The 20,476-nt window shown below is 60.2% G+C and carries 17 protein-coding genes and 1 pseudogene; 10 read left to right on the top strand and 8 right to left on the bottom strand.

Translation table 11 applies throughout. The features are described 5' to 3' along the window. Positions 1-1,432 precede the first annotated feature (1,432 nt). On the bottom strand, positions 1,433-1,720 hold the full coding sequence (locus DIE11_RS04635; protein WP_124621827.1) for a helix-turn-helix domain-containing protein: 288 nt from the start codon (positions 1,718-1,720) through the stop codon (positions 1,433-1,435). Between the two features lie 190 nt (positions 1,721-1,910). On the opposite strand from DIE11_RS04635, the gene DIE11_RS04630 reads away from it, so the two are divergent. The 4 genes from DIE11_RS04630 (at position 1,911) to DIE11_RS04620 (ending at position 3,655) form a co-directional block, all read left to right on the top strand. Beyond that, positions 1,911-2,426, top strand: coding sequence for a hypothetical protein (locus DIE11_RS04630; RefSeq protein WP_124621825.1), 516 nt, complete (start codon positions 1,911-1,913; stop codon positions 2,424-2,426). 263 nt (positions 2,427-2,689) lie between these two features. After that, a complete protein-coding gene (locus DIE11_RS36195) occupies positions 2,690-2,857 on the top strand; it encodes a hypothetical protein (RefSeq protein WP_185633716.1) in 168 nt (55 codons plus the stop codon). Continuing rightward, positions 2,847-3,128 carry a hypothetical protein gene (locus DIE11_RS04625; protein WP_124621823.1) on the top strand — a complete coding sequence of 94 codons (282 nt, stop codon included), beginning with the start codon at positions 2,847-2,849 and terminating at the stop codon, positions 3,126-3,128. Before DIE11_RS36195 ends, DIE11_RS04625 begins: the two co-directional genes overlap by 11 nt. Continuing rightward, complete coding sequence (locus DIE11_RS04620; RefSeq protein ID WP_185633715.1) at positions 3,125-3,655, top strand: HAD domain-containing protein; 531 nt, start codon at positions 3,125-3,127, stop codon at positions 3,653-3,655. The genes DIE11_RS04625 and DIE11_RS04620 overlap by 4 nt, the downstream gene beginning before the upstream one ends. A 233-nt stretch (positions 3,656-3,888) precedes the next feature. On the opposite strand, the gene DIE11_RS04615 is transcribed toward DIE11_RS04620, so the two are convergent. The 5 genes from DIE11_RS04615 to DIE11_RS04595 form a co-directional block, all read right to left on the bottom strand. After that, positions 3,889-4,539, bottom strand: coding sequence for a DUF7002 family protein (locus DIE11_RS04615; RefSeq protein ID WP_260437084.1), 651 nt, complete (start codon positions 4,537-4,539; stop codon positions 3,889-3,891). Continuing rightward, positions 4,517-6,232, bottom strand: a complete 1,716-nt coding sequence (locus DIE11_RS04610) for an adenylosuccinate synthetase (protein ID WP_124621820.1) — start codon at positions 6,230-6,232, stop codon at positions 4,517-4,519. The genes DIE11_RS04615 and DIE11_RS04610 overlap by 23 nt, the downstream gene beginning before the upstream one ends. Continuing rightward, on the bottom strand, positions 6,229-6,774 hold the full coding sequence (locus tag DIE11_RS04605; RefSeq protein WP_185633714.1) for an AAA family ATPase: 546 nt from the start codon (positions 6,772-6,774) through the stop codon (positions 6,229-6,231). Before DIE11_RS04605 ends, DIE11_RS04610 begins: the two co-directional genes overlap by 4 nt. A 607-nt stretch (positions 6,775-7,381) precedes the next feature. Beyond that, positions 7,382-8,473 carry a UvrD-helicase domain-containing protein gene (locus DIE11_RS04600; RefSeq protein ID WP_124621816.1) on the bottom strand — a complete coding sequence of 364 codons (1,092 nt, stop codon included), beginning with the start codon at positions 8,471-8,473 and terminating at the stop codon, positions 7,382-7,384. Next, the gene (locus tag DIE11_RS04595) at positions 8,466-10,067 is read right to left on the bottom strand and encodes an ATP-dependent endonuclease (protein WP_124621814.1); all 1,602 of its coding nucleotides are present in this window, start codon (positions 10,065-10,067) and stop codon (positions 8,466-8,468) included. The genes DIE11_RS04600 and DIE11_RS04595 overlap by 8 nt, the downstream gene beginning before the upstream one ends. Positions 10,068-10,537: 470 nt before the next feature. Between DIE11_RS04595 and DIE11_RS36190 the strand changes: the two are divergent. Further along, positions 10,538-10,666: pseudogene (locus tag DIE11_RS36190) on the top strand (transposase); the annotation flags it as partial. Positions 10,667-11,518: 852 nt separating this feature from the next. Continuing rightward, a complete protein-coding gene (locus DIE11_RS04585; protein ID WP_124621812.1) occupies positions 11,519-12,517 on the top strand; it encodes a LacI family DNA-binding transcriptional regulator in 999 nt (332 codons plus the stop codon). Positions 12,518-12,762: 245 nt separating this feature from the next. On the opposite strand, the gene DIE11_RS36800 is transcribed toward DIE11_RS04585, so the two are convergent. Then, entirely contained in the window at positions 12,763-13,212 is a 450-nt protein-coding gene (locus tag DIE11_RS36800; RefSeq protein WP_260437082.1) for a hypothetical protein, read from the bottom strand. Between DIE11_RS36800 and DIE11_RS04580 the strand changes: the two genes are divergently transcribed. Continuing rightward, entirely contained in the window at positions 13,211-15,454 is a 2,244-nt protein-coding gene (locus DIE11_RS04580; protein ID WP_260437081.1) for a beta-glucosidase, read from the top strand. The two genes, DIE11_RS36800 and DIE11_RS04580, sit on opposite strands and share 2 nt — an antisense overlap. Positions 15,455-15,633: 179 nt before the next feature. Here DIE11_RS04580 and DIE11_RS04575 read toward each other — a convergent pair whose 3' ends face one another. Further along, positions 15,634-16,596 carry a PDR/VanB family oxidoreductase gene (locus tag DIE11_RS04575; RefSeq protein ID WP_124621808.1) on the bottom strand — a complete coding sequence of 321 codons (963 nt, stop codon included), beginning with the start codon at positions 16,594-16,596 and terminating at the stop codon, positions 15,634-15,636. 510 nt (positions 16,597-17,106) lie between these two features. Between DIE11_RS04575 and DIE11_RS04570 the strand changes: the two genes are divergently transcribed. From DIE11_RS04570 to fghA, 3 genes are all read left to right on the top strand, one after another. Then, positions 17,107-18,156, top strand: coding sequence for an aromatic ring-hydroxylating dioxygenase subunit alpha (locus tag DIE11_RS04570; protein WP_221622446.1), 1,050 nt, complete (start codon positions 17,107-17,109; stop codon positions 18,154-18,156). A 112-nt stretch (positions 18,157-18,268) separates the two neighbouring features. Beyond that, entirely contained in the window at positions 18,269-19,336 is a 1,068-nt protein-coding gene (locus tag DIE11_RS04565) for an aromatic ring-hydroxylating dioxygenase subunit alpha (protein ID WP_124621805.1), read from the top strand. A gap of 124 nt (positions 19,337-19,460) precedes the next feature. After that, on the top strand, positions 19,461-20,309 hold the full coding sequence (fghA, locus tag DIE11_RS04560) for an S-formylglutathione hydrolase (protein WP_124621803.1): 849 nt from the start codon (positions 19,461-19,463) through the stop codon (positions 20,307-20,309). The last annotated feature ends 167 nt before the right edge of the window (positions 20,310-20,476 follow it).

Here is a 20,476-nt window from a genome sequence, read left to right as displayed (position 1 = left end):
TTCACAATGACTCCCGGGGGGGATTTGTCGCTGTGGCTCGTGTAGAGTTACAGGCGGCAGTAGTGAGTCGAAACGTTGATTGTCCGTAAGTTGGTCTTCTGCTGTAGATGCTCGAGTGCGTCGCGCAATTACTTGCGTTCGGGCAGGAGCAGATCCGCACACTCCCATCGGGAGTCGGCTGGATTCCGGTCGTGCCATCGCATCTTATGACGATGGATCGGCGAGTGCGCAGACCATGACCCTAGGGGCGGGCCGCTGCTTGTGGCGCGGTGTTTCGATGACGTTGCTCAATTGAGCTTCAAGCGTCGGGGTGTCGTCGGTGACCCCTAAGCTCCGCACGCTGTGCGTACAGCCTCCGATGCGTTTGGGTGCATATGAACCTGTTCGCGCGATGTTGCCGGCGGTACAGATCCGAATGTGTCCGCAAATGGACCGATGGTTATGACTATGTCGCCCTTTATTTCCGGACAGCGGTGGGCAGGGCGGCCGGTCGCTCGCGCCAGTATCCTTGTTACTCTGTTTAATGTCCCGTCCAAACCTCCCGTCGCGATGACCTTGCTCCGGGGGTAAGGTTATGGGTAATGGTCGGCGAGTGGGTGTCCTTCTAGCAGGCTGTGCAGTTGCTCAATTTGAATGATTTAGCTCATTTGGCTGGTTTAGCTGCGCAGCTAAACTACCAGATTTCGCTAAAGCGAGGAGTGCATGGGACGACGGACGGTAAGCATGCCGTGCACGCGGCGTTTTGAAGGATGATGGCTGGCCGGATGGCCCTGCAGAACGCGTTGCGATCACGACGATTTGCCGGCGAAGTGGCTGAATGACCACGAGGAGAGAGGGATGTTGAGGAAGAGAGAACGTGCCGAGGTGGCGAAAGAATTTCGTGAGCACCTCGCCGGATGAGGAATTCCTCCAGCAAGCCGGGCACCGCGTGCCAGACAGTCACATAACGCTCGCATGGGCGCGCTGTTTCAACAGCTTCTGCGCGAACTGGCTGGCGCCGTCGGACGATGACACCTAGCTGGCTCAGATACTGCTGTCCTATCTGCTGCCGGCGTATTCGGCCGAGGACGGGGCGAGGTTCGGCTCACCCTTGAGGAGGCGACGATGGGTCCGCCGGCGGCGTACCCGCGTTGCCGTTAGCGTTGTTGGATCGACGGTGAGGCTAGCCCAATTTCCGTCCGGGCGTAGTTGGAAGATTCCGGCTCTTCGGGCGGGCCGAATCGGCCCGATCGGTGCACTGCCGGGCGACGTCCGACCGGGGGGGTGACGACGCGATTCCGTTGGGATGGCCGTTGCGGGACGCCTGGAGAGAGATCTTGTGTTTGCCGATCACTTGGCACGCCGTGGGTGAGCGGTTCGTGGGGCTAGTCTGCTGCGCACTTGCTGATGGAGGTGATCCGAACACGTCGGCGGGATTGCTAATTCGCGAAGTTCATTTCTCGCCGAGAATCTCGAGCAGTTGCGCGCGCACTGCTGCCGTGGTCTGCTCGACCTCTTTTGGGGTGAGGTGGTCCATATATGCAAGGGCTAGCAACGTGAGTGGGTGCACTCCTAGCACGCTGGCCAACTGCTCTATCTTTCCCAGTGTGGGCGACTTCATTCCCCGTTCAATTGTGCTGATATACGTGCGGCTGGACACCAACCCAAAATCTTCCTGCGTAACGTTGGCGATCTCGCGAAGGAGCCGTAGTGCGTTGCCCAGCTTGGCCTTCGTGTGCATGCAAGTCCCCCCATAAAGGACTTGATGTACTCATTTTGAAATCTAAAGGGCTACAATCTATAGTGTTCATTTGATACCATTGGTGACTTCTTTCCGATGACACGTGCTTAGATGGGATGCGCAACTGCGCACGGCCGTCTGCCAAAGAGATGCCGTTCAGGAACGTGCTTGCTTCCGGAGTGGACGCTGGGTGGATGACAGGAAAGAAGGTCGACAAGACGCGCGGATCAAGTATTTACCGCAGGGATTAGGGATGTTAGTTACGGATGCAAGTTGGGCGGAGGCCGACCCGGTCAGGCGGGCGCTCGCGATGCCGCACCAGGCTTGGCGCTGCGTGGGGTGGACGGACGAAACATTAAATTTTCTGGTGGTCGCACCGCGCCACCGGCGAGACCACGCTTCGCTGCCAGATGGCTGGCTCATCAGTGGCGCGGAGGCGCTGGTCGAGGTGGCGACGCAGTGGGAGTCGGGCAGTTTCGAGGTCTATGTGCTGGATCGTACCGCTGCAGATGGCCGCGTGCACTTGGATCGGCTCACAGGTATATGGCGCGAGCATGAGGCAGAGGAGAGCGGCGTGTCATGGCTGTGGTATTCAACCAGCCGCGGTGAGCTGAGGCCTTGTGCGCACATCCGCGCCCATCTTGGGCCCCAGCGGAAGCTGGAGAACGAATTGAATTTCGATGCTGCCCTCGTCTCGGCGGAATGAGGGAGGGCATCGAGGCCATCTATTGATGGCCGGCACCGGCGAGCAGACTATCCTCTTGCGTTGGGCAGGAAAGTCAGCATCACGCCACGAACGTCGCGCCGGCGGCTGACCGGTTGCGCTCGAACTCGTCAGCCCGCGGTGCGATGAACTGCCTTACGAACCTACCTCGGAGCTCGGAGGAGATCATGCGACCCGCATCCCGGTGACGCGGCCTTCAGGCAGCACGCCATGGCGGCACTGCTCGACGCGGAGATCCCGACTCCATGCTGTTGCTGAAGGCCCGCAAGGAAGCCGACCTGTCATTGGCGGCGCACGTCCCGGAGCTTCCGCAGGATTACGATCATGTACCATCCAGCCGTTCCTTAGGACTTTCCTCGAACAACTGTCAAGGGTGTCTTTCTTGGTTAACCACCCAAGCCTTTGCTTCGTGAGATCGGTGTCCAGTATGTCACTGGTCCGATTGACGAGGAACTCTTCCGCGGTACGTCGCCTGCGCAGACCTCGGGCAACAGCACGCGCTCGAAGCCACTGGCGAAGCAGGCCGAACACCCGTCCTGGTTACTGGAGGAGACGCTTTGCAAGGTCGAGGCGGGCGTGCAGTGCAAGGTCTCCAGTGGGCAGTGGGACGTTTCGCTGGCTGAGATCGCTTGGGTCATCAGGCGCGTGCGCCAGTTGCTGGCTGCAGCAGGAGTATCAAAATGACGCACCAGGCATCACGGGCAGCCCCTATTTTATTTCTGGACTTTGATGGCGTCCTCCACCCATTGGGGGAGATTGCGCTCGATGAGAACTGCCGGCTGATAGAAAATCCGGATCTCTTCCGCTGGAGACCGATCCTCGAACAGCTTCTCAGGCCTTTTCCCGAGATCCGAATCGTGATCAGTTCGGACTGGCGCCGACTGTTCGACGATGAGAGCCTAGTCCAACTGCTCGGCCCGCTTGGAGCCCGATTCGACGGCGTTGTGGAGACCTATGGTCCCTCGAGGCTTGAGGAAATTTTGTCGGAAGCGGACCGCAGGAAAGCAACGAATTGGTTGGCCGTGGATGATCATCCTAGCGTCGCCAGCGCAGCCACCAATGACGCACGGTTCATCGCATGTGCTTCCGATACTGGCCTTTCGGCTGTCCCCGTGCAGCAAGCGTTGCGTAACGCGCTGATGCAACTTTTGGGAAAGCAGATTCTTGGAACAGAGCGCTCGTGGACATCTAAGCTATTGTCACCTTTTTGAACGTCGTGTGCTTGGCTACTGAGCGCAGCCCGTTCACCATCGCTTAGCGACCAAGGGCCAATGCCGGAAGCAATCCACTTGAAAAGCGGAGAAGGGATGGGCCAGCCTCACCTGGACCAGTCCCCTTTGGCTTGTTCCATATCCTTTTCTTGCTGAGTCATTGCCATACTCCTTTGGTGAGTTGATGGACCGTCGTGCGCCAGTGGCGCCTTATTACCTGGGGGCGAGCGCGTTCAGGCCAGTTGTTGGAGCGTTTGGTCGCCTTTCATGCGCCGCACTTCGATGACATAGCGTGCGATGTCCGGGATTTGGCCATCCACCACGATCTCGACGACTGGCTTGGCGGGACCTCCGCGGGCATTGACCGGATAATCCTGGATTCGCTTGAACACATCGATTCCCCTGGCATGAGGCATCGGAAAGGTGTTCCCGGAATTCATGTGGCACAACCAGAGGCTCGGAGCGTACGCACGGATGAATGGGCCGCTGTCAATGGTCAACACATCATGTTCGAGATGTCGGTAATCCCGCGCCCCGAGCAGGCCATGCAAGCGATGTTCTTCGGCCCAGAAGAAGACCTTGCCATTAATGAGTCTGTACCAGGCTTCGGGCGTGGTTCCGTCTATCAGTGCCCGTGCCAAGCGTTCGGGAGGCATCGGCTTTTGATCCCGCAGCACGATCTCGCCAGGCGCTTGAGGAAGCACAGCCATCTTGCTAGTCCGTTGAGCGGTCTCATATTGGCTGCGAGCCCGGCCGGTGACGCCGAAGTGGTCCAGTACAGCTGAGGCCGACATCAGGCCGCGGTCTCGGATGCTGGGCCACGTATCGGCTTCGGCCATATGAAAGATTCTTGGATAAGCGTCAATCAGTTTTTCGATTTCCACGAGGTATCCGACGTGTTGAGCGGGCGGTCCAGTTCCGACGGTCGATGACGGAGCGAAGATCGTTCGTTCCGTCAGGCTCTCGCGGGAACCGGGTGTTGATGAGTGAAACCGGGGCTTGTGCGACGCGCTCCAGTTCTTCCACGAACTTGATGGTGTCTTGTGTGAGCTGTTCGAAGCGGCGGGCCTTGCTGTTGCTCGCGTCGATATAGTCTGCGAAAGTGAGGACGATGTCGGTGGGCGCATTGAGTGCACAAGCCTTGCGGAACTGGTCCCATTCGAACCAGCCCACACGCCGTTTGCGCTTGGTGGTGGAGGTCTTCTCCGCCTTATTCAGAGCTTCACGGTCCAGGCCTGCTTTTTCAGCAATAGCATCAAAGGTTGTGCCGTGCTTGAGCGGCCCCGATGTGTGCCCCTGGTCCCCATCGGGATCACCCACGCGGATGGGCATGGGGCGAATGACCACCAGGATCTTCCGCACCCGACTCGGTGAGATGCCTGCCTCGGCCAGGCAGCCTGCTACATTCGTGTCGCGCGAGGTTACGAACGGGTAGGTGCCGTGGAACAAACTGAGGCCGCTGCCTTGTGTTCCCTCAAGCAAGATAGATTGTCCGTTGCGGTAGGCCTCTTCGAGGCGATCGGCTGTGCAGCCATGGTAATGACCCTCTGTTCCCACATAGGGTCGAAGCTCAGGGATGTCGCGTGCCAGACGAACGCTGGGCTTACCGCGCTCCAGAATCCGCCTCGCGGTTGCCGCTCCGCTACCGCTACCCGTCGAAGCAATTGTGCCTACCAGATGTTTACCTTCAGCTTCTCGGTCGGCTGGTTCGATGATGGTGGCGTGAGGGTCGATGAATAAACGATCTGCCGTGAGGCCGCAATCGGCGATCTCCTTGAGCAATCCAGGCAGCCAGATGGTCATCCCCGGTCCGAGTAGGAGCTTCGCTTTGACGTCACGGGCGCCGGACGGGATGTGGTGGTAGGTATAGGCGCCATCAGCACTGGCGACGGTATGGCCAGCATTGGGGCCACCGACCCGTACCATGACATCGTACTCGCGAGCTAGATAGGAAACGACGTTGCCTTTGCCTTCGCTGCCATATTGACCACCCACGATGACGTCGACACAGCGCACGTCGGGCGGGGTGTAGAGGTGTAGACGGGCCGCAACGCGCACCAGCGTATCTTGAGCGTCGGTGCGGGTTGTTGAAATTCGCACATCCGCGTCATTCCTCAGCGCAAGGATGTCCGATTGCTCTTTGAGATGGTCAATTGCCTCATAGGGCGGCGCGCCTAGCTGTTGTCCGTCGGTCGATGCGTAGCGGGAGAGCAGCGTCTCCTGGCTCGCATATAGGTGCACATGAACGAGACTCGGCCCGAAGTGCTTGCGAAACTCGGCAACCTGGTTCGGATCGATGACATGGTCGACGACGACTGGCCGGTCGGAGGGAATCCCCTCAAGGCTAGCAAGGACCCCCAAGATGACCCACCGGGAGTGGGTGTCGACATTTTGCTTCAAACCTTGCTCAATGAGGTGCTGTCGGTCGGCGGACGAGGGGGCGAGTTCTAGCTGGGCCGCTAAGAGGTCCCGGGTGCGAACCACAAAGAAGCCGAACTCCTTTTCCAGCAAGGTCGCGAGACCAGTTTTGCCGCTGCAGGTTTTGCCACTGATAATGACGATCTGGCGGTCACTCATGCTTCGACTCCCCAGGCTTCCATAATGCGCTGGGCGATGTCCGCTGGTGATAGCGCAGATGTATCAAAGATGTGGTCGGCAACGCGGCCGAGGGATCGCGCAGTGATCTCGTTTGAGTGAGCGATCACCTCTGCGTACGGTGTGTCTCCCGGCTTGGCGCGTTCGTTGTAGCGCTGCACAAGCACGGCTTCGGGCGCGGTGAGGTGGATATGTCGGATATGTGGGCCGAAGCGGCGCCGGAAATGCAACACCTGTCGAGGTTTGCGAACAGCGTCGAGAAGCCAGTTCGATTGCTCGGGAGCACGATCGACCGTTGGAGCGGCGACTTCGTCGACAATCCAGGTAAAGTCGGTTTCGTCGTCGAGCCGGTCGCCTAACTCCTGCAGCTGATGTTTTTCTCCTTCGGCTGAGAGCGATTGCCCGTAAGACCGGAGGTAGCCGCTGCTGCTAATGCGGCGAAATTGAAACCTGTCTTCCAATTCTTTGGCGATAGACGATTTCCCGGCGCCCGAGGCGCCGCTCAACAAAAGCAGTTTTTCCATCGCACCGCCCCCCGAGGCTGTAGCCGCTGGCATTGCTGTTTTTTGTGTCAGCAAGATGGCTTGGACGAAAAGCCGAGTAAATAGGATTATTTTGCAATAATGTGTAGGGCTTTCCCAACAAGATACATTGGGGTTTTTGCTAGTCGTGCAGGATGCTCGGCTGCCTATTTTGGTCCGCGTAATCGGCGCGAATTTTGAGGGCTGGGAGAGGCGACTTGGGTGTATGCGGTCGTCGAGCAAAATAATTCTGTCACTCCAGAGTCTTCGTGTCTCAAGGCTCCCAGCAGGCGAGTTGACGACTTTATTGACGGTCCCACCAAATCAATGTCGTCAAATCGCGTAGTGGACCAAGGGTTCCGGCGGTAAGCTCCTGATTTCTAGGTTGAATTCCGACGCACAATGCGTTCCGTTGCGACGCAGAGTTAAGACGGGACGCTTTTTTGACTCAAGCCAAGTACGCCGGTGGTGGAAATGCGGCGTTGTGGGACAGCCGGAGGCGACAGCATCCGACGGCAGAAGCGGTCGTTCGCCCAGTTCCGATCAATGACCAGTTGAATCCACCGCGGGAAGCGGCTAATCGCTGCAATCGGATTGGGACCGACCGTATCTAATGTCGCGCCAGATCCGCTGCCGGGTTCCAATATGGCAGGTGCGACATACCCGGGTCGTCGAGTACGATTGCGACGCTCTGTTGTGCCCGCGTGACCGCCACATAGAAGCTTGAAGCAGCTATGGCGTCCATACTGACACCGCCTCGAACAAAGTTCGTGATGGCGGACGTCGGGACAATCAGTACGCGGGGAAACGTCGCGCCTTTGGAAACCTTGAAGTTCATGAAATCCAGGGCCAGATTCTTCGCCGAGGCAACTGAGTGACGCAAACACTGGGGACCATATTGGGCCACGTAGGCATGGACGTGCTCGCTACGGACAAGGAATACGCCGTCATGATCCGTCATGTGGTCATTTCTAGAGACGGTGCTAGGAAAGGCCCAGGACCGGTCAAAGATAGAGTCCGAGAACGCAGCGATCTTCGGGTGACACCGCCAAGTGACCACGCTCTCCTCGAGCGCCAAGACCCCCCTCTTTTCGCGACTCCTGAACCAGTTGATCGCCTCGGCGTAGGCGTACTTCTTGTTCTTCGCGCTGCGCGCATTGGTGGAGAGCACTGCTTGGCGGATATCGCCAACCATCCAGAGGTCGACAGACGAGCCTAGAAGGGAATCGACGATATCCCAATCGTAGGCGCTGAGGTCCTGCACCTCGTCAATCAAGATCTCATCGTAGATGCCTTCCAGTCTGCGGATCAGGGCACCCTGGCTTGTCGCGATCAGCTCGAACGCCAGACGTCCGAGTTCGCTCCTGTAAACTGCGCCGTTCTTGTCCAGAAAGCGAGCCTTGCCGGTTGCCATTCGGAATGGCATGCCTTCAAAGTTGAAGCCCAGCACACGCTCGCCGGGAAACTTTAACGGCAAGAAGGGTTTCGCGAAGTGCCGCAAGAGGAACGTGAACCAGCCGAGCACTTCGACGTTCAGATGGTCGCCTGCGTAGCGAGCAAGGCGTTCCTGAAGCTCGCACTGGTTCTTTTGTGTGTAGGTCAAGGCAAGGACGCGCCGTTCACGCGGCAATCCTGCGCAATGCTCGACGATGCCTTGAGTCTTGCGAGAGCCGGCGACCGCCAGGGTCACCCGCTTAGCCATGGATGAACTGCGCGGCGTGGAGCATGTACGCCGGAGGCGTGAACCGCTCGGACGAACTCGCGATGCGCAGGGAGGCCTCGGTCTTCTCGCGCGACATCCACGTCTCGATGTCCGCTTTGTCCGTGATTCCGAGGATGGTCCGCAGGTGCGTCTCTCCGCAGTGATGAATCATCTGCGGCTCGAGCGTCCTGCCATGAGCCACTTCGCCAATGAAGACTTCGCGGGAGCCAGGCATGAGCCACTGCACGAGCGGTTTTCGAAGCTCGTCCGGTTCGACGCCGTCGTTGTCGCGAAGTGCTGCGACCTTCTTGCCCAAGCGCCCACACAGCTCAAGCCCCCGGGACAGTGACAGGCCCCGCATGCTCAGGACATCGATCCCGCACGCCATGGGCCTCTTTCCATAAACGTCCGTGAACACCCGCTCGAAGATGATTTCATCGGAAGGGCCCTCGACGAGCACAATTCTGTCGGCCAGAACGATGCGCAGGGTGTCGAATCCCGGTAGCTTCTTGAAGTAGCTCACCGTCTCTGGATCCAACTCGTTGAGTTTCACGGGAGCAGTGGGGCCGAGGAACTGCAAGGCTTCAAGTCCGAGCCTATTTAGCACGCTCGAACTGTGAGTGGTGATGAAGAGTTGCTGGTCGTCGCTGGCCAGCGCTTCCATCCTGTGCAGGAGCCTGGTCAGGCTGGTGTGGCTCAGGTGATTCTCGGGCTCCTCGATCATGACGAACTTGGCTCGGCCCGCATGCTTGTTCATCGCCAGTGCGATCTTGATCGCAGATTGCTGTCCTTGCCCAGCCATCGTGAACGGAACACCATCGACGTGTGGGGTCACCGACTCCTCCCAGGACGTGCGCGCAGTCTGATCCATCGCCAGGGCAATCGGCTGCTCATGCAATGCCGCATGAAGCTTGGCTATTCGCTCATTCACGCTCTTGAACGCAGAATCTGACAAAGCTGCCTTGGATTCGCGGTATTGGCGGGAAATGTTGGCTCGCTCCTGGGGTTCGAGCTGACTACCCAAGATCTGGCGCAGGTGATAGTCGACGCCACTAGTGCTTCGAACGGTGCGCGCGTCAATGATCGCGGTCGCCAGCACCCGCGGGCGCGTAGTCAACCGGGCGTCGGCGAACGTGGTCCACTCCACGCAGTAATACTCGACTGGCAAGAGCGGCGAGGGCGCCTTCGCCCACGCTTGCAACTCGGCGGAATAATCGGGGTTGGGAATACAACGAATCCGAACGCCTGGACACGCGTTGGTGGGCGTGTCCGAGTTATGGGCTCCGCACAGTTCCTGAAATTCCGGGACGTCTTCGAGGAACACTTCGATGTCGATTTCCGGCAACCGTTGGGGTTCGCCACGCGCCCTCGTTGTGATGAAGTCGGTCACCACGCCCGCGTTGAACCAGTGGGGATTGAGTTCTTCGGCGGCGCTTCGCCCGTTGATGCGTCCCGTCAGCGCGAGAACGATGGCCTCCATGAGCGTCGACTTACCGGACTCGTTAGCGCCGACGATAAGGTTGAGCTTGCGGTTTGGGTAGATAGTCAGGTCGCGATGGATGCGGTATCCGCGGACACGAATCTTCTTTATCACGAGGTCTCCAGCGCACTCAAATGTGGTGCATCCGGCACTCCGCTGCAGAGCAGCGAATCCAGTCGAGGATGTTCTGGCCACATTGCCATGCAGCACAAGTCGACGCTTGTGGAGCACCGACTCTCCATAAAACCTAGTGAGTATATCGCCGAAAATGTGGCCTTTACTGTCAGTCGTTTTTATTCCGAAGGGGCCGGCCAGTCAGGCAGGTGGATGGCTGCCTTCGATTGCAAAGAGCCATTCGGGCGGCTCCAGAACGACCACTTGGTCGCGCGTGGCTGTTTGCAGACATCGCCAAACGGCATAAGAACGAGATAGGGAACCTTATCACCACGGCGCGATTGGCTGCTCAAACTCGGCTGTCGCAGGACGCGTGACCGCGGCCACCGGGCGCTGCAGCAGCTGTTGGTGTTCGCAATGAGCGCTAGCAGAGCTCTGTAGCGATGCTAATGGCGATCAAGCGCGAACTGCATCTGCCGACCGTCATACCGTCGAGTCTGAGCGAACAGTGGCACAAGCTGATCCGCCATATCGAGAACGGAAACTGGCCGATCTCGAACAATCTATGCGAGAACGCGATAAGGCCGTTCGTCGTCGGCTGTTGGCGTTCGTAATTAGCGCTAGCGGTGCTCAGTAACCATGCTAACGGCGATCAAGCGCAGACCGCCTAGTCTCAAGGGGTTTAGGGGAAATGGTGCATTTGTCGCAGTGTTGCCGTTACGCAACAAGTAAAGCTAGCTCTGCTCACTAACTTTGCTAGCGCGTCTGTCGTGTCCTTTAATTCCGCTAACGTGTCTGTCCGGCACTGCTGCTGGAGTGAACATGGTTTCCCTCCAAGAGATCGAAACTCGAGCAGTGAAGGTCGCATCTGTGTTCAGGCTGCTTGAGAGAGGCGCGCTTTCGCGAAAGCAGGCAGAATGGGCTGCGCAACTACTCGGTGATCGATGAGAAACTGCATTCGTACACTCGATTTCCGAAACGCCGCAAATATCGATGCCGGTCTACGGGCAATAACGCGCTATCGAACACGCCGCTTCTCACGGCTCAGAACCCTACGCTAGCAGGGTTACTGGACAAATTAGCGCGTCTGTGAACACTGCTAGCGCTAGTTGTGAACGCCTACAATTGCGGAGCGACTTAGGTTCGGACGCTTTCCGGCGGTGCTGCTTGAGGCGGTGGCCTTCGGAGGCTTGCCTGCATCTTGGACGCGCGCCCCGCACTTTGCGGGGCGATAGGTGACGGCATTGGCGCGGCGCTGGATTGGCGTTTCACCAGCCTATCTAGACACAAGGACCGAGCAAATCCTTGCATTCCTGTTGCCCGGCATCCCCCGCATGATTGATTCGGCGGGCACAGCGCTCGTCAAAGTGTCAGTTGGAGAACGCGCTGGCAAAGGTGCGAACTCCCACGTTCTGCGACAATTGCCGAATTCTCGAACCTCTCGCCCTTTTATGAAGAGCACAACTCCGACGATCCGTGATGTGGCAATGGCAGCAGACGTGTCTGTCGCGACCGTATCGAAATACGTCAATGGGACTAAACGCTTCTCGCCGGAGGTAGAGTCTCGCTTGAAAGCGACGATCGATAAGCTGGGGTACCAAACCAGCCCCCTTGCACGATCGATGATCACGGGCCGTACGCGTACCATCGGGCTCGCAATTCTGGATATCAGCAACCCGCACTTCGCGAGTGTCGTGAAAGGGGCAAACCGAGTTGCGCTCGCGCACGATTACACGCTGCTGCTTGTCGACACTGACGAGGATCCGGCTCGAGAGCGTTCACTAATCGAGGCACTCGCGCAACGCGTGGACGGATTGGTCGTGAGTTCACGCCTGTCGGAGCACGAAGTGGGCTGGATGTTGGACCTGAAGAAGCCGGTAGTGATGCTGCGACATCTGGATGAACTCGCCATCCCGACAGTGGGCATCGACAACCGCCTTGCCACCTATATGCTGGCGCGGCATCTGCTCGACCTCGGGCATCGGAAGATTGCCTATCTGGGGTTCGGGCAAGCATCAATCGATCCCGAACGGATTCGCGGCGCAAGCGAATGCCTGGCGGAGGAGGGGCTCTCTCTTGATGTGTACGATGCACATGCACCGACTTCCGTGGCGGGCGAGCAGGCTTGCTCGAGGATCCTGCTCGGCCCGCGCCGCCCGCAGGCAGTTATCTGCTATAACGACTTGATTGCGCTGGGTTTCATGAAAGGTGCGAAGGCGCTCGGATTCCACCTGCCTCGAGATCTTGCCGTTACGGGTATCGACAATGCGCCCTATGGCGAATATTCGGAACCCGCGCTGACGACGGTCGATACCCAGAGCGAAAAGATGGGTGAGATTGCGACTCGAAAGGTATTCGCAGCGCTTTCCGGCCAGAACGAAGCCGCGCGTCTCGTGCTCGAACCCCGCCTCGTCGTACGCGACTCGACGTCGATTCGTCCGCGGTCCTGACCGCCGCGGGGTCATTGCCCTTCGTCCGCACACGAGTCGGCGGCGCGGAGGCGCCGCGAAGCCGACGGCATCCGCCAAGGCTCGGTCCTTTCTGTTCCGCCACGCCCAAAGCGCTGCCGCGCACCGTCTTCTGACGTTCCGAAGGATAAACGATTACCCATTCCGTGGTGCGAGGGCGCTTCCTTTGGGCGCGAACGACGGTGCCATACGCGTTAATACCGACTGGAAAAACCGTGGTAGCCGCTTTATTCTTGGATAAACGTTTTCCCAAAGTGCCCGAGTTGGACGGGCGTGTCATGCGGAGCCGCGAGAGCGGCACGCGACGCGATGTCGCGGCCGCTCGCGAACTGCACACATCGAGAGCATCGCGCCGGCCCGTCTCGGGATCGATTGGCAGGCGCCAATCCATTGCGCGGCAATGCGTCGGAGCAGACGGGCGGCGTTGAAGCGACGACATAAATAAGTACTGCAAAACATATCGAACGATCGTCTGCAAAGACACAGGAGTGAGACATGGGAATTTCGATCAGGAAGTCGGGGGCCTGTCTGGCAGCGGGACTGACAGTTCTGTTTGGCGGGTGCGGCGGCAGCAGCGATAGCAGTCCGAATGCATCTTCACCGGCCGGCAATGCGTCGCCATGGATGGACACGTCGTTGAAGCCGGAGCAGCGCGCGGCCTTGCTGGTGGCAGCCATGGCACTACCCGATAAGGAAGAGCAACTGGTGGGCGGCCCCGGCGTGATTGCCGAGCTTCCGCAATGCTTCGGCGCGCGTCATATTCCCGGCCTCCCGAAATACCACATTCCGACGCTTCGCATCACCAATGGGCCGGTCGGCATCGGCCAGAACGATTGCGTCCCCGCCGGTTCAGCGTCGAGCGGTGCCGCGGCACTGACGAGTGCGGCGTCGGCCAAGGCCACCGCATTGCCGTCCGCAATCGCGGTGGCCGCGTCGTTCGATCACGCCGTGGCGACGCAATTCGGCGACGTGATCGGCAAGGAAGGCGCAAACCTCGCGCTTCACGTGTTCGAAGCGCCGGGGATGAACCTGGCCCGGCTGCCCGTCGGCGGCAGAAACTTCGAGTACCTGGGCGAGGACCCGTATCTCACCGGCACGATGGGCGTCGCCGAGATTCAGGCGGTCCAAGCGCACGGAATGATCGCGATGGCGAAGCATCTCGTCGCGAACGAGCAGGAGACGAACCGGATGACCATCTCGGAAAACGTCGACGACCGGACGCTGCACGAGCTGTACATGCTGCCGTTCGAAATGGCGGTGAAGAACGGACAGGTGGGTGCCGTCATGTGCTCGTATAACTCGGTCAACGGCTTCTCGATGTGCGAGAACAAGCACATCCTGACGGACGTGCTGCGCGGGCAATGGGGATTCGGCGGTTACGTGCAGTCGGACTTCTTCGCCGCGCACAGCACGGCTGGAACGATGCTCGCTGGGCTGGACAACGAAATGCCCGGCGTGATCATCCCGGGGGTGGCGACCTGGTGGACGCCGGACAAGCTGAACGCCGCGCTCGCTTCCGGCGCGATCAAGACGTCAGATATCGATACGGCGCTGGTGCGCCGATATACGCAGATGTTCAAGGCAGGCATCTTCGATCGTCCGATGGTTCAAACGCCGATCGATACCGTCGCAGACGGCGCCGTTGCGAAAGCCATCGGCGAGCAATCCGCAGTGCTGCTGCAGAATGACGGCACGCTGCCTTTGAGCAAGGCGGTGCAGAACGTCGCGATCGTCGGGAAGGCTTCGCAGGTGTTCGCGCAGCAAGCGGTAGCGGGCGGCAGCAGCGTCGGCAACCCGATGGGGTCGGGCGGCGGGAGCTCGGACGTGGTCGCGCTCTATACCGTTTCGCCGCTGCAAGGGATGCGCGACGTGCTCGCAAATCTCGGCAATTCGACGGCGAAGGTCCACCTCGTTCTCGTCGACGATGCAAACGCGAACGCCACCATCGACGGTACCGTGTCGACGTTCGCGGCGGCCCAGTCGTTGATCGGCAGCGCCGACGCGGTTGTGGTGATGGCCGGATCGATTTCGGAAGAGGGCGCGGATCAGACGACGTTCGTCGATGCGACCGGCTTGAGTCTCGACGCCGGCAAGTACCTCAACACGCTCGACTGGTACGGGCCGAAGGCCAGTGCGCTGACGACGACCAGTACCGTCAAGAGCAGCAATACGCTCGCCATGATCCAGAGCGTGGTGGCCGCGAATCCGAAGACCGTGCTGGTGCTCAAGGACAACGCGGTCGAGGCGCTCGACCCGACGCTGCTCAAAGGCGGTGCGTCCGCACCGGCCGCAATACTCGAGGCATGGTTCCCGGGGCAGGAGGACGGGCACATCGTCGCGGACCTGCTGTTCGGCGTGATGAATCCGTCGGGCAAATTGCCGGTGACGTTCCCGCAGGTCGGCCAGGGGTTCATGGATTCGATCAGTGCCGCGCAGTATCCGGGCGTCGCGGTCAATGGCGTGCCGACCGTGACCTACACCGAAGGGCTCAACATGGGTTATCGCTGGTACGACGCGATGAGCAAGCGCCCGGCGTTCGAATTCGGCTTCGGGCTTTCCTATACGACATTCACGATCCAGAACGCAGCCGTTTCGCCGGGTAGCAACGGCACGTACGACGTCACTGCGACGGTTGCCAATACAGGGAAGGTTGCAGGGGCGGAAGTCGTGCAGGTCTACGTCGGCTTGCCTTCGTTGTCCGGCGAACCGCCGAAGCGCTTGGTCGGGTTCCGGAAGGTTCTCCTGAATCCCGGTGCGTCGCAGACGGTCACGATCAACATCGATCCGAAGGCAAACAACCATCCGTTGAGCACCTGGGACAAGGACGCGCAGCAGTGGTCGCCGGCAAGCGGCGCGACGACGGTGTATGTCGGCAACTCGTCCAGAAGCCTCGGCTCGGCAGGGACCATTACGCAATAGCACTGCGCCGAATGCCTTTGAGCGGTCTCGCCGGATCACCGGGCTCGGTGAAGGGGACGGCCGCTATTCATCTGTTAAGTGACATGGGTTGTACTCACGCGTCCCGGATCATTGTGTGCAAAATATGGCCCCGCGCTTCTAAGCGCGGGTCGACCGTAAATCACCCGTGCAGTATTAGTTCATAGTCCGAGGACGAGTTTGGGACTCTTGGATCGAGAGCAGCACGGCGTGAATTGGTCCCCTCGGACTTGTTCATCTGGCGTCAGGAACATGTCTCGATGGTCGGGTCTGCCGTCAATGACGGGTGTCAGGCAAGCGCCACAGACCCCCTGCTGGCAAGACGTGGGTATGCTGATGCCGTGCGACGACAGCGCAGCGACCACTGTCTGATTCGCTGCGACGCGGATGACCTGACCGGTGGACGCGATTTCCACGTCGAAGCTGCCGTCTCCGCTCGTATCCTTCCGCGCGCCGGCGAAATACTCGCGGTGCAGGCGTTCTTCGGGCCAGCCGGCCTTTCTCGCGCTGTCGAGCGTCCAGTCCATGAACCCCGTCGGTCCGCAGACGTAGAGATGTGCGCTGAAGCGACCCGGCTCGAGCAGGGCCGTCAGATCGAATTTCTGGGATTGTGGGCCGTCGTCGTAATGAAGATGCACGGAAGCGGCAAACGGAGACGCGCGGAGTCGCGCAGTGAATGCGGCGGAATCGGCTGAACGCGTGCAGTAGTGCAACTCGAACGATCGGCCCAGGCTCGCTAGGTGCTCAGCCATGCACAGCAGCGGCGTGACACCGATACCGCCCGCAATCAGCAAGCTATGTGGCGCGTCGCATGCCAGAGGGAAATGGTTCTTCGGCTCGCTGATCTCCACGATTTGACCGACCTCGAGTGCATGCATTCCGACCGAGCCGCCGCGCGAGTCCGCATTGCGGAGCACGGCAATCTGGTAGTGGTGCGTTTCCGCAGGGTGGTTGCAGAGCGAATACTGGCGCACCAGCCCGACGGGCAGATGAACGTCGATATGCGCGCCAGCCGAAAACGGGGGAAGCTCGCCGCCGTCGGCGGCTACCAGCTCGAAGCTGCAGATGTCGCGGGTTTCCATCACCTTGGCGCAGATGCGCACCGGGCGAGTTACTGTGTTCATGTCAAAGGCTCCTGATTGGTTCTGGCCAGCACCGCCCTGACGGCGGGGGCGAAGCTGGCTTGTCGCGCGTGCGGAACGCTGCCTCGTGAACAATCGCCTGGCTGGGCGCTTCGCCGCAATCGAGGGTCTCGTTGCACTATTTACGGTACGAGTCGTATCGTATTAAAAAGATATCGATAGCGTCCGCTGGCGTCAACGGGATTTTTCCCTGTCTCGCTGGCGAAATTCGTATGGACCCGCGATGTGCCGAACGAATCCGGCGTCGTGTCATGGCCGAGCGGTTTGGCGCGGATATGACGATCGAGGCATTGTCCGGGCAAACCCGATTGTGCACGGTACGGACTTCTACTAAAGTGAAACGATACGACTCGTTTAGTAAGTTGGTGATTCGCCCATCTCGAACGCCGATCGTGCGGCGGGTTGTGTGAAATGGCGTCGGACCGGTGTCGGGGGGATATCTGATGCGGAACCGGGAAAACAGACTAGTTTTCAGAGAGGGGATAAGCCATCGTGGCAACCGTGAATATTGCGGAAAGCATCGCCGAAGCGCGCAACTATCCGTACAACTGCTGGTGGGTTGCCGCGCTCGGTAACGAAGTGGGGCGCACTTTGCTCGGGCGATGGCTGCTCGATACGCCCGTAGTGCTTTTCCGGCAGGAGGATGGCGCGGTCGCCGCGCTGGAGGACCGCTGCCCACACCGTCAGGCGCCTCTATCGCTGGGCCGCCTGCGCGGCGACACGATCGAATGCGGGTACCACGGATTCTGCTTCGATCCCGCCGGGCATTGTGTGCGCGTGCCGTCTGCAGACGCGGCGCCTGCTTTTTCGGCAAAGCGTTATCCGGTCCGTGAAATTGGGCCGTTCGTATGGATCTGGGTCGGCGATCCCACGATGATCGACGCGACGCCTGCGCCGCCCGAACTGCCCTGGACGACCGATTCCGCGTTCGCCATCCGCTCCGGCCGGATGGAAATTTCAGCCAATTACATGCTGCTCAAGGAAAACGTGCTGGACCTGACGCACTTTGGCTATGTGCATGCGTCGACCTTTCAGATCGAGGACTGGACGATCCCCCCGGAGGTGAGCGGTGACGGCGACACCGTCGAATACCGCCAGCGTTTCGTGAACAAGCCGCTCGCGCCTGGCTATGCGATGGCGCTTGGTGTGCCACCTGGTACGCCGTGGCATCGCGAGCATCGTGGCTCGTTCCTGTCGCCGGCGCTACAGGAGGGGTGTGTCGATTTCGAGGATCCGTCCCGGCCCGGGCGTGGACCGAGCCGCTTTCGCGTAGCGCATGCCACCACGCCGATCGATCAGACCCACATGCTGTATTGCTGGGTTATAGGTCGAGATTTCGCCACCGCGCCGGAAGCGATGGACCATCTGGTCGGCGCGATCCGTACCGGATTCGACGAGGACCGTGCCGTGCTGGAGGCCATCCAGGCGCAGGTGGCCCGCCGTCCTCGCCGCGTGAGCGTGGGCGAGCGTAGCGTCAAGGCCGATACGGCCGGTATCCAGGCGCGCCGCATCGTTGCGCGGTGGATGGAGCGCGACGGATAGCCGGCGTACCAGGCGCGCGGTCGTGCGAGCGCCGTTCGCGTACGAACCCTATCGCCAGCGGTGTGCCCGGACCGCAGCCATTGGCTCACACATACCTAGAGGAGACAGCAACATGGATTACCTGCTCAACACGTGGTACATGGCAGCCTGGGACAGCGAGCTCGAAAAGGGCGCGTTGCTTGCGAGAAGGCTGCTCGATCAGCCGATCGTGCTGTTCCGTGATGCCGAGAACGTACCGCACGCGCTGCACGACCGCTGCCCTCACCGTTTCGCGCCATTGTCCTGCGGGCGTCTTCTGGTAGCTACCGGCGCGGTGCAATGTGGCTACCACGGACTGCAGTTCGATGGGGCCGGGCGGTGCGTACACAATCCTCACGGCGACGGCAGGATCCCGGCTGCCGCGACGGTACGTTCGTATCCACTCGTCGAGCGGTACAGCGTGTTGTGGATCTGGATGGGCGATCCGGCGCGGGCCGATCCGGCCAGCATTCCGGATTTCTCGTGTATGGATCCCGAGCGCTGGTACGTCGGCAAGGCATACCTTCGGCCGCGTGCGAACTACCGGCTCGAGGTCGACAATATTCTCGACCTGTCACACATCGAGTTCCTACATCCCGATTCGCTGGGCAGCGATTCGGTCAAGCGCGCACAGACCGAAGTGCGCCAAGACAGAGAGGATGTCTGGTCGCTGCGTTTCATCCATAACGAAGTCCTGCCCGATGCGGCTTGCGATCAGTTCGGCGTTCCGCGTGGCCTGCGCGTCGACCGCTGGCTTGACGTCAGGTGGAGCGCCCCGTCGAACCTGCTGCTGCTGGGTGGCGCAACGCCTGTCGGGCGCCCCCGGAGCGAGTCCGTCGGGCTCCTGTTCAACAATCCGCACCTGTTCACGCCGGAGACGCAGAGCACGTCGCATTACTGGTTTTCGATGTGTATACCGAAGGACGGCGGCACACACGGCGAGAAAATCGCGGCGAGCGTTGTCGAGTCGTTTGCGGCCACGTTCGACAGGGAGGACACGCCGATGCTCGAGAAGCAGCAGGAGTCGATCGGCGCGCAGGATTTTTGGTCGCTCAAGCCGGTACTGCTGGTTGGCGATGCCGCGGCCGTTCGCGTCCGCCGCCTGCTGGACAGCCAGATCGAGGCCGAGCTGGCGCAACGACAGCCGCAGGCGGTGAACTGAAAGACGGGAAGCGTTCGGCTGGCGCTCCGCCGCGCGCGCATCGGGGCTGACTCGACCCGGGCACAGCCGATTCCAAGAATGGCGAATCGATTCGCCCGGTCGTCCTCCATTAAAGGAAAGCGCAATGCTCGAATTGATCGAGTCGCACGGTTCGCACGGCGGCACGCAATGCATCTACAGACATCAATCGGAGGCCATCGGTCTGCCAATGCGCTTCTCGGTTTTCCTGCCGAAGGAGGCGGCAGACAGGAAGGTGCCTGCGCTGTTCTTTCTGGCCGGGTTGACCTGTACCGAAGAGACGTTGCCGATCAAGGGCGGCGCGCAGCGCTACGCGGCGCAACACGGCGTCGCGCTCATCGCGCCCGATACAAGCCCGCGCGGTGCGGGCGTGCCGGGCGAGTCGGCATCATGGGACTTTGGCGCTAGCGCGAGCTTCTACGTCGACGCGACTCGGGATCCGTGGTCGAAGCACTACAGGATGTATTCGTACGTGCGGGACGAGTTGCGCGAGACGGCGATCGGCGCGTTGCCCATCGACGGCGCACGCCTTGGCATCTTCGGCCATTCGATGGGAGGTCATGGCGCATTGGTGCTGGCGCTGCGCAATCCGGAGATCTATCGGTCCGTGTCGGCGTTCGCACCGATTGCGGCGCCGACCCGCTGTCCGTGGGGCGAGAAGGCGTTCAGCGGCTATCTTGGTGCCGATCGGGACACTTGGAAACAATACGACGCGAGCGAGCTCGTGGGCAACGCGCGGCACAGGTTCCGTGAAGGCATCCTGATCGATCAGGGGCTGGCAGACCAGTTTCTCGCGCAACAACTGAACCCTGACGTGTTCGAACGCGCGTGCGAAGCCGCACATCAGCCGCTTGCATTGCGTCGCCATGAAGGTTACGACCATGGATTTTTCTTCGTCCAGAGCTTCATGGAAGATCACATCCTTCACCACGCACGCATCTTGCGGGCGGTATAAGTCTTTGGTGCCCGCACATCACCAACCGGGCGAGGATGACTTTTACCGACCCGTTTGGCCGGCCGCCATCCTTTCGGGCAAGAGCGTGCGGAGCGGCACGGTCATCGGTACCAGTGATTCATTGCGGGATGCCGGCGCACGGCGTCAGCGGCGTGCGTGGAGATCCG

This window comes from Burkholderia sp. Bp9012 (genome assembly GCF_003853825.1).
Classification (GTDB): domain Bacteria; phylum Pseudomonadota; class Gammaproteobacteria; order Burkholderiales; family Burkholderiaceae; genus Burkholderia; species Burkholderia diffusa.
This window is presented reverse-complemented; position numbering and strand designations above follow the sequence as displayed.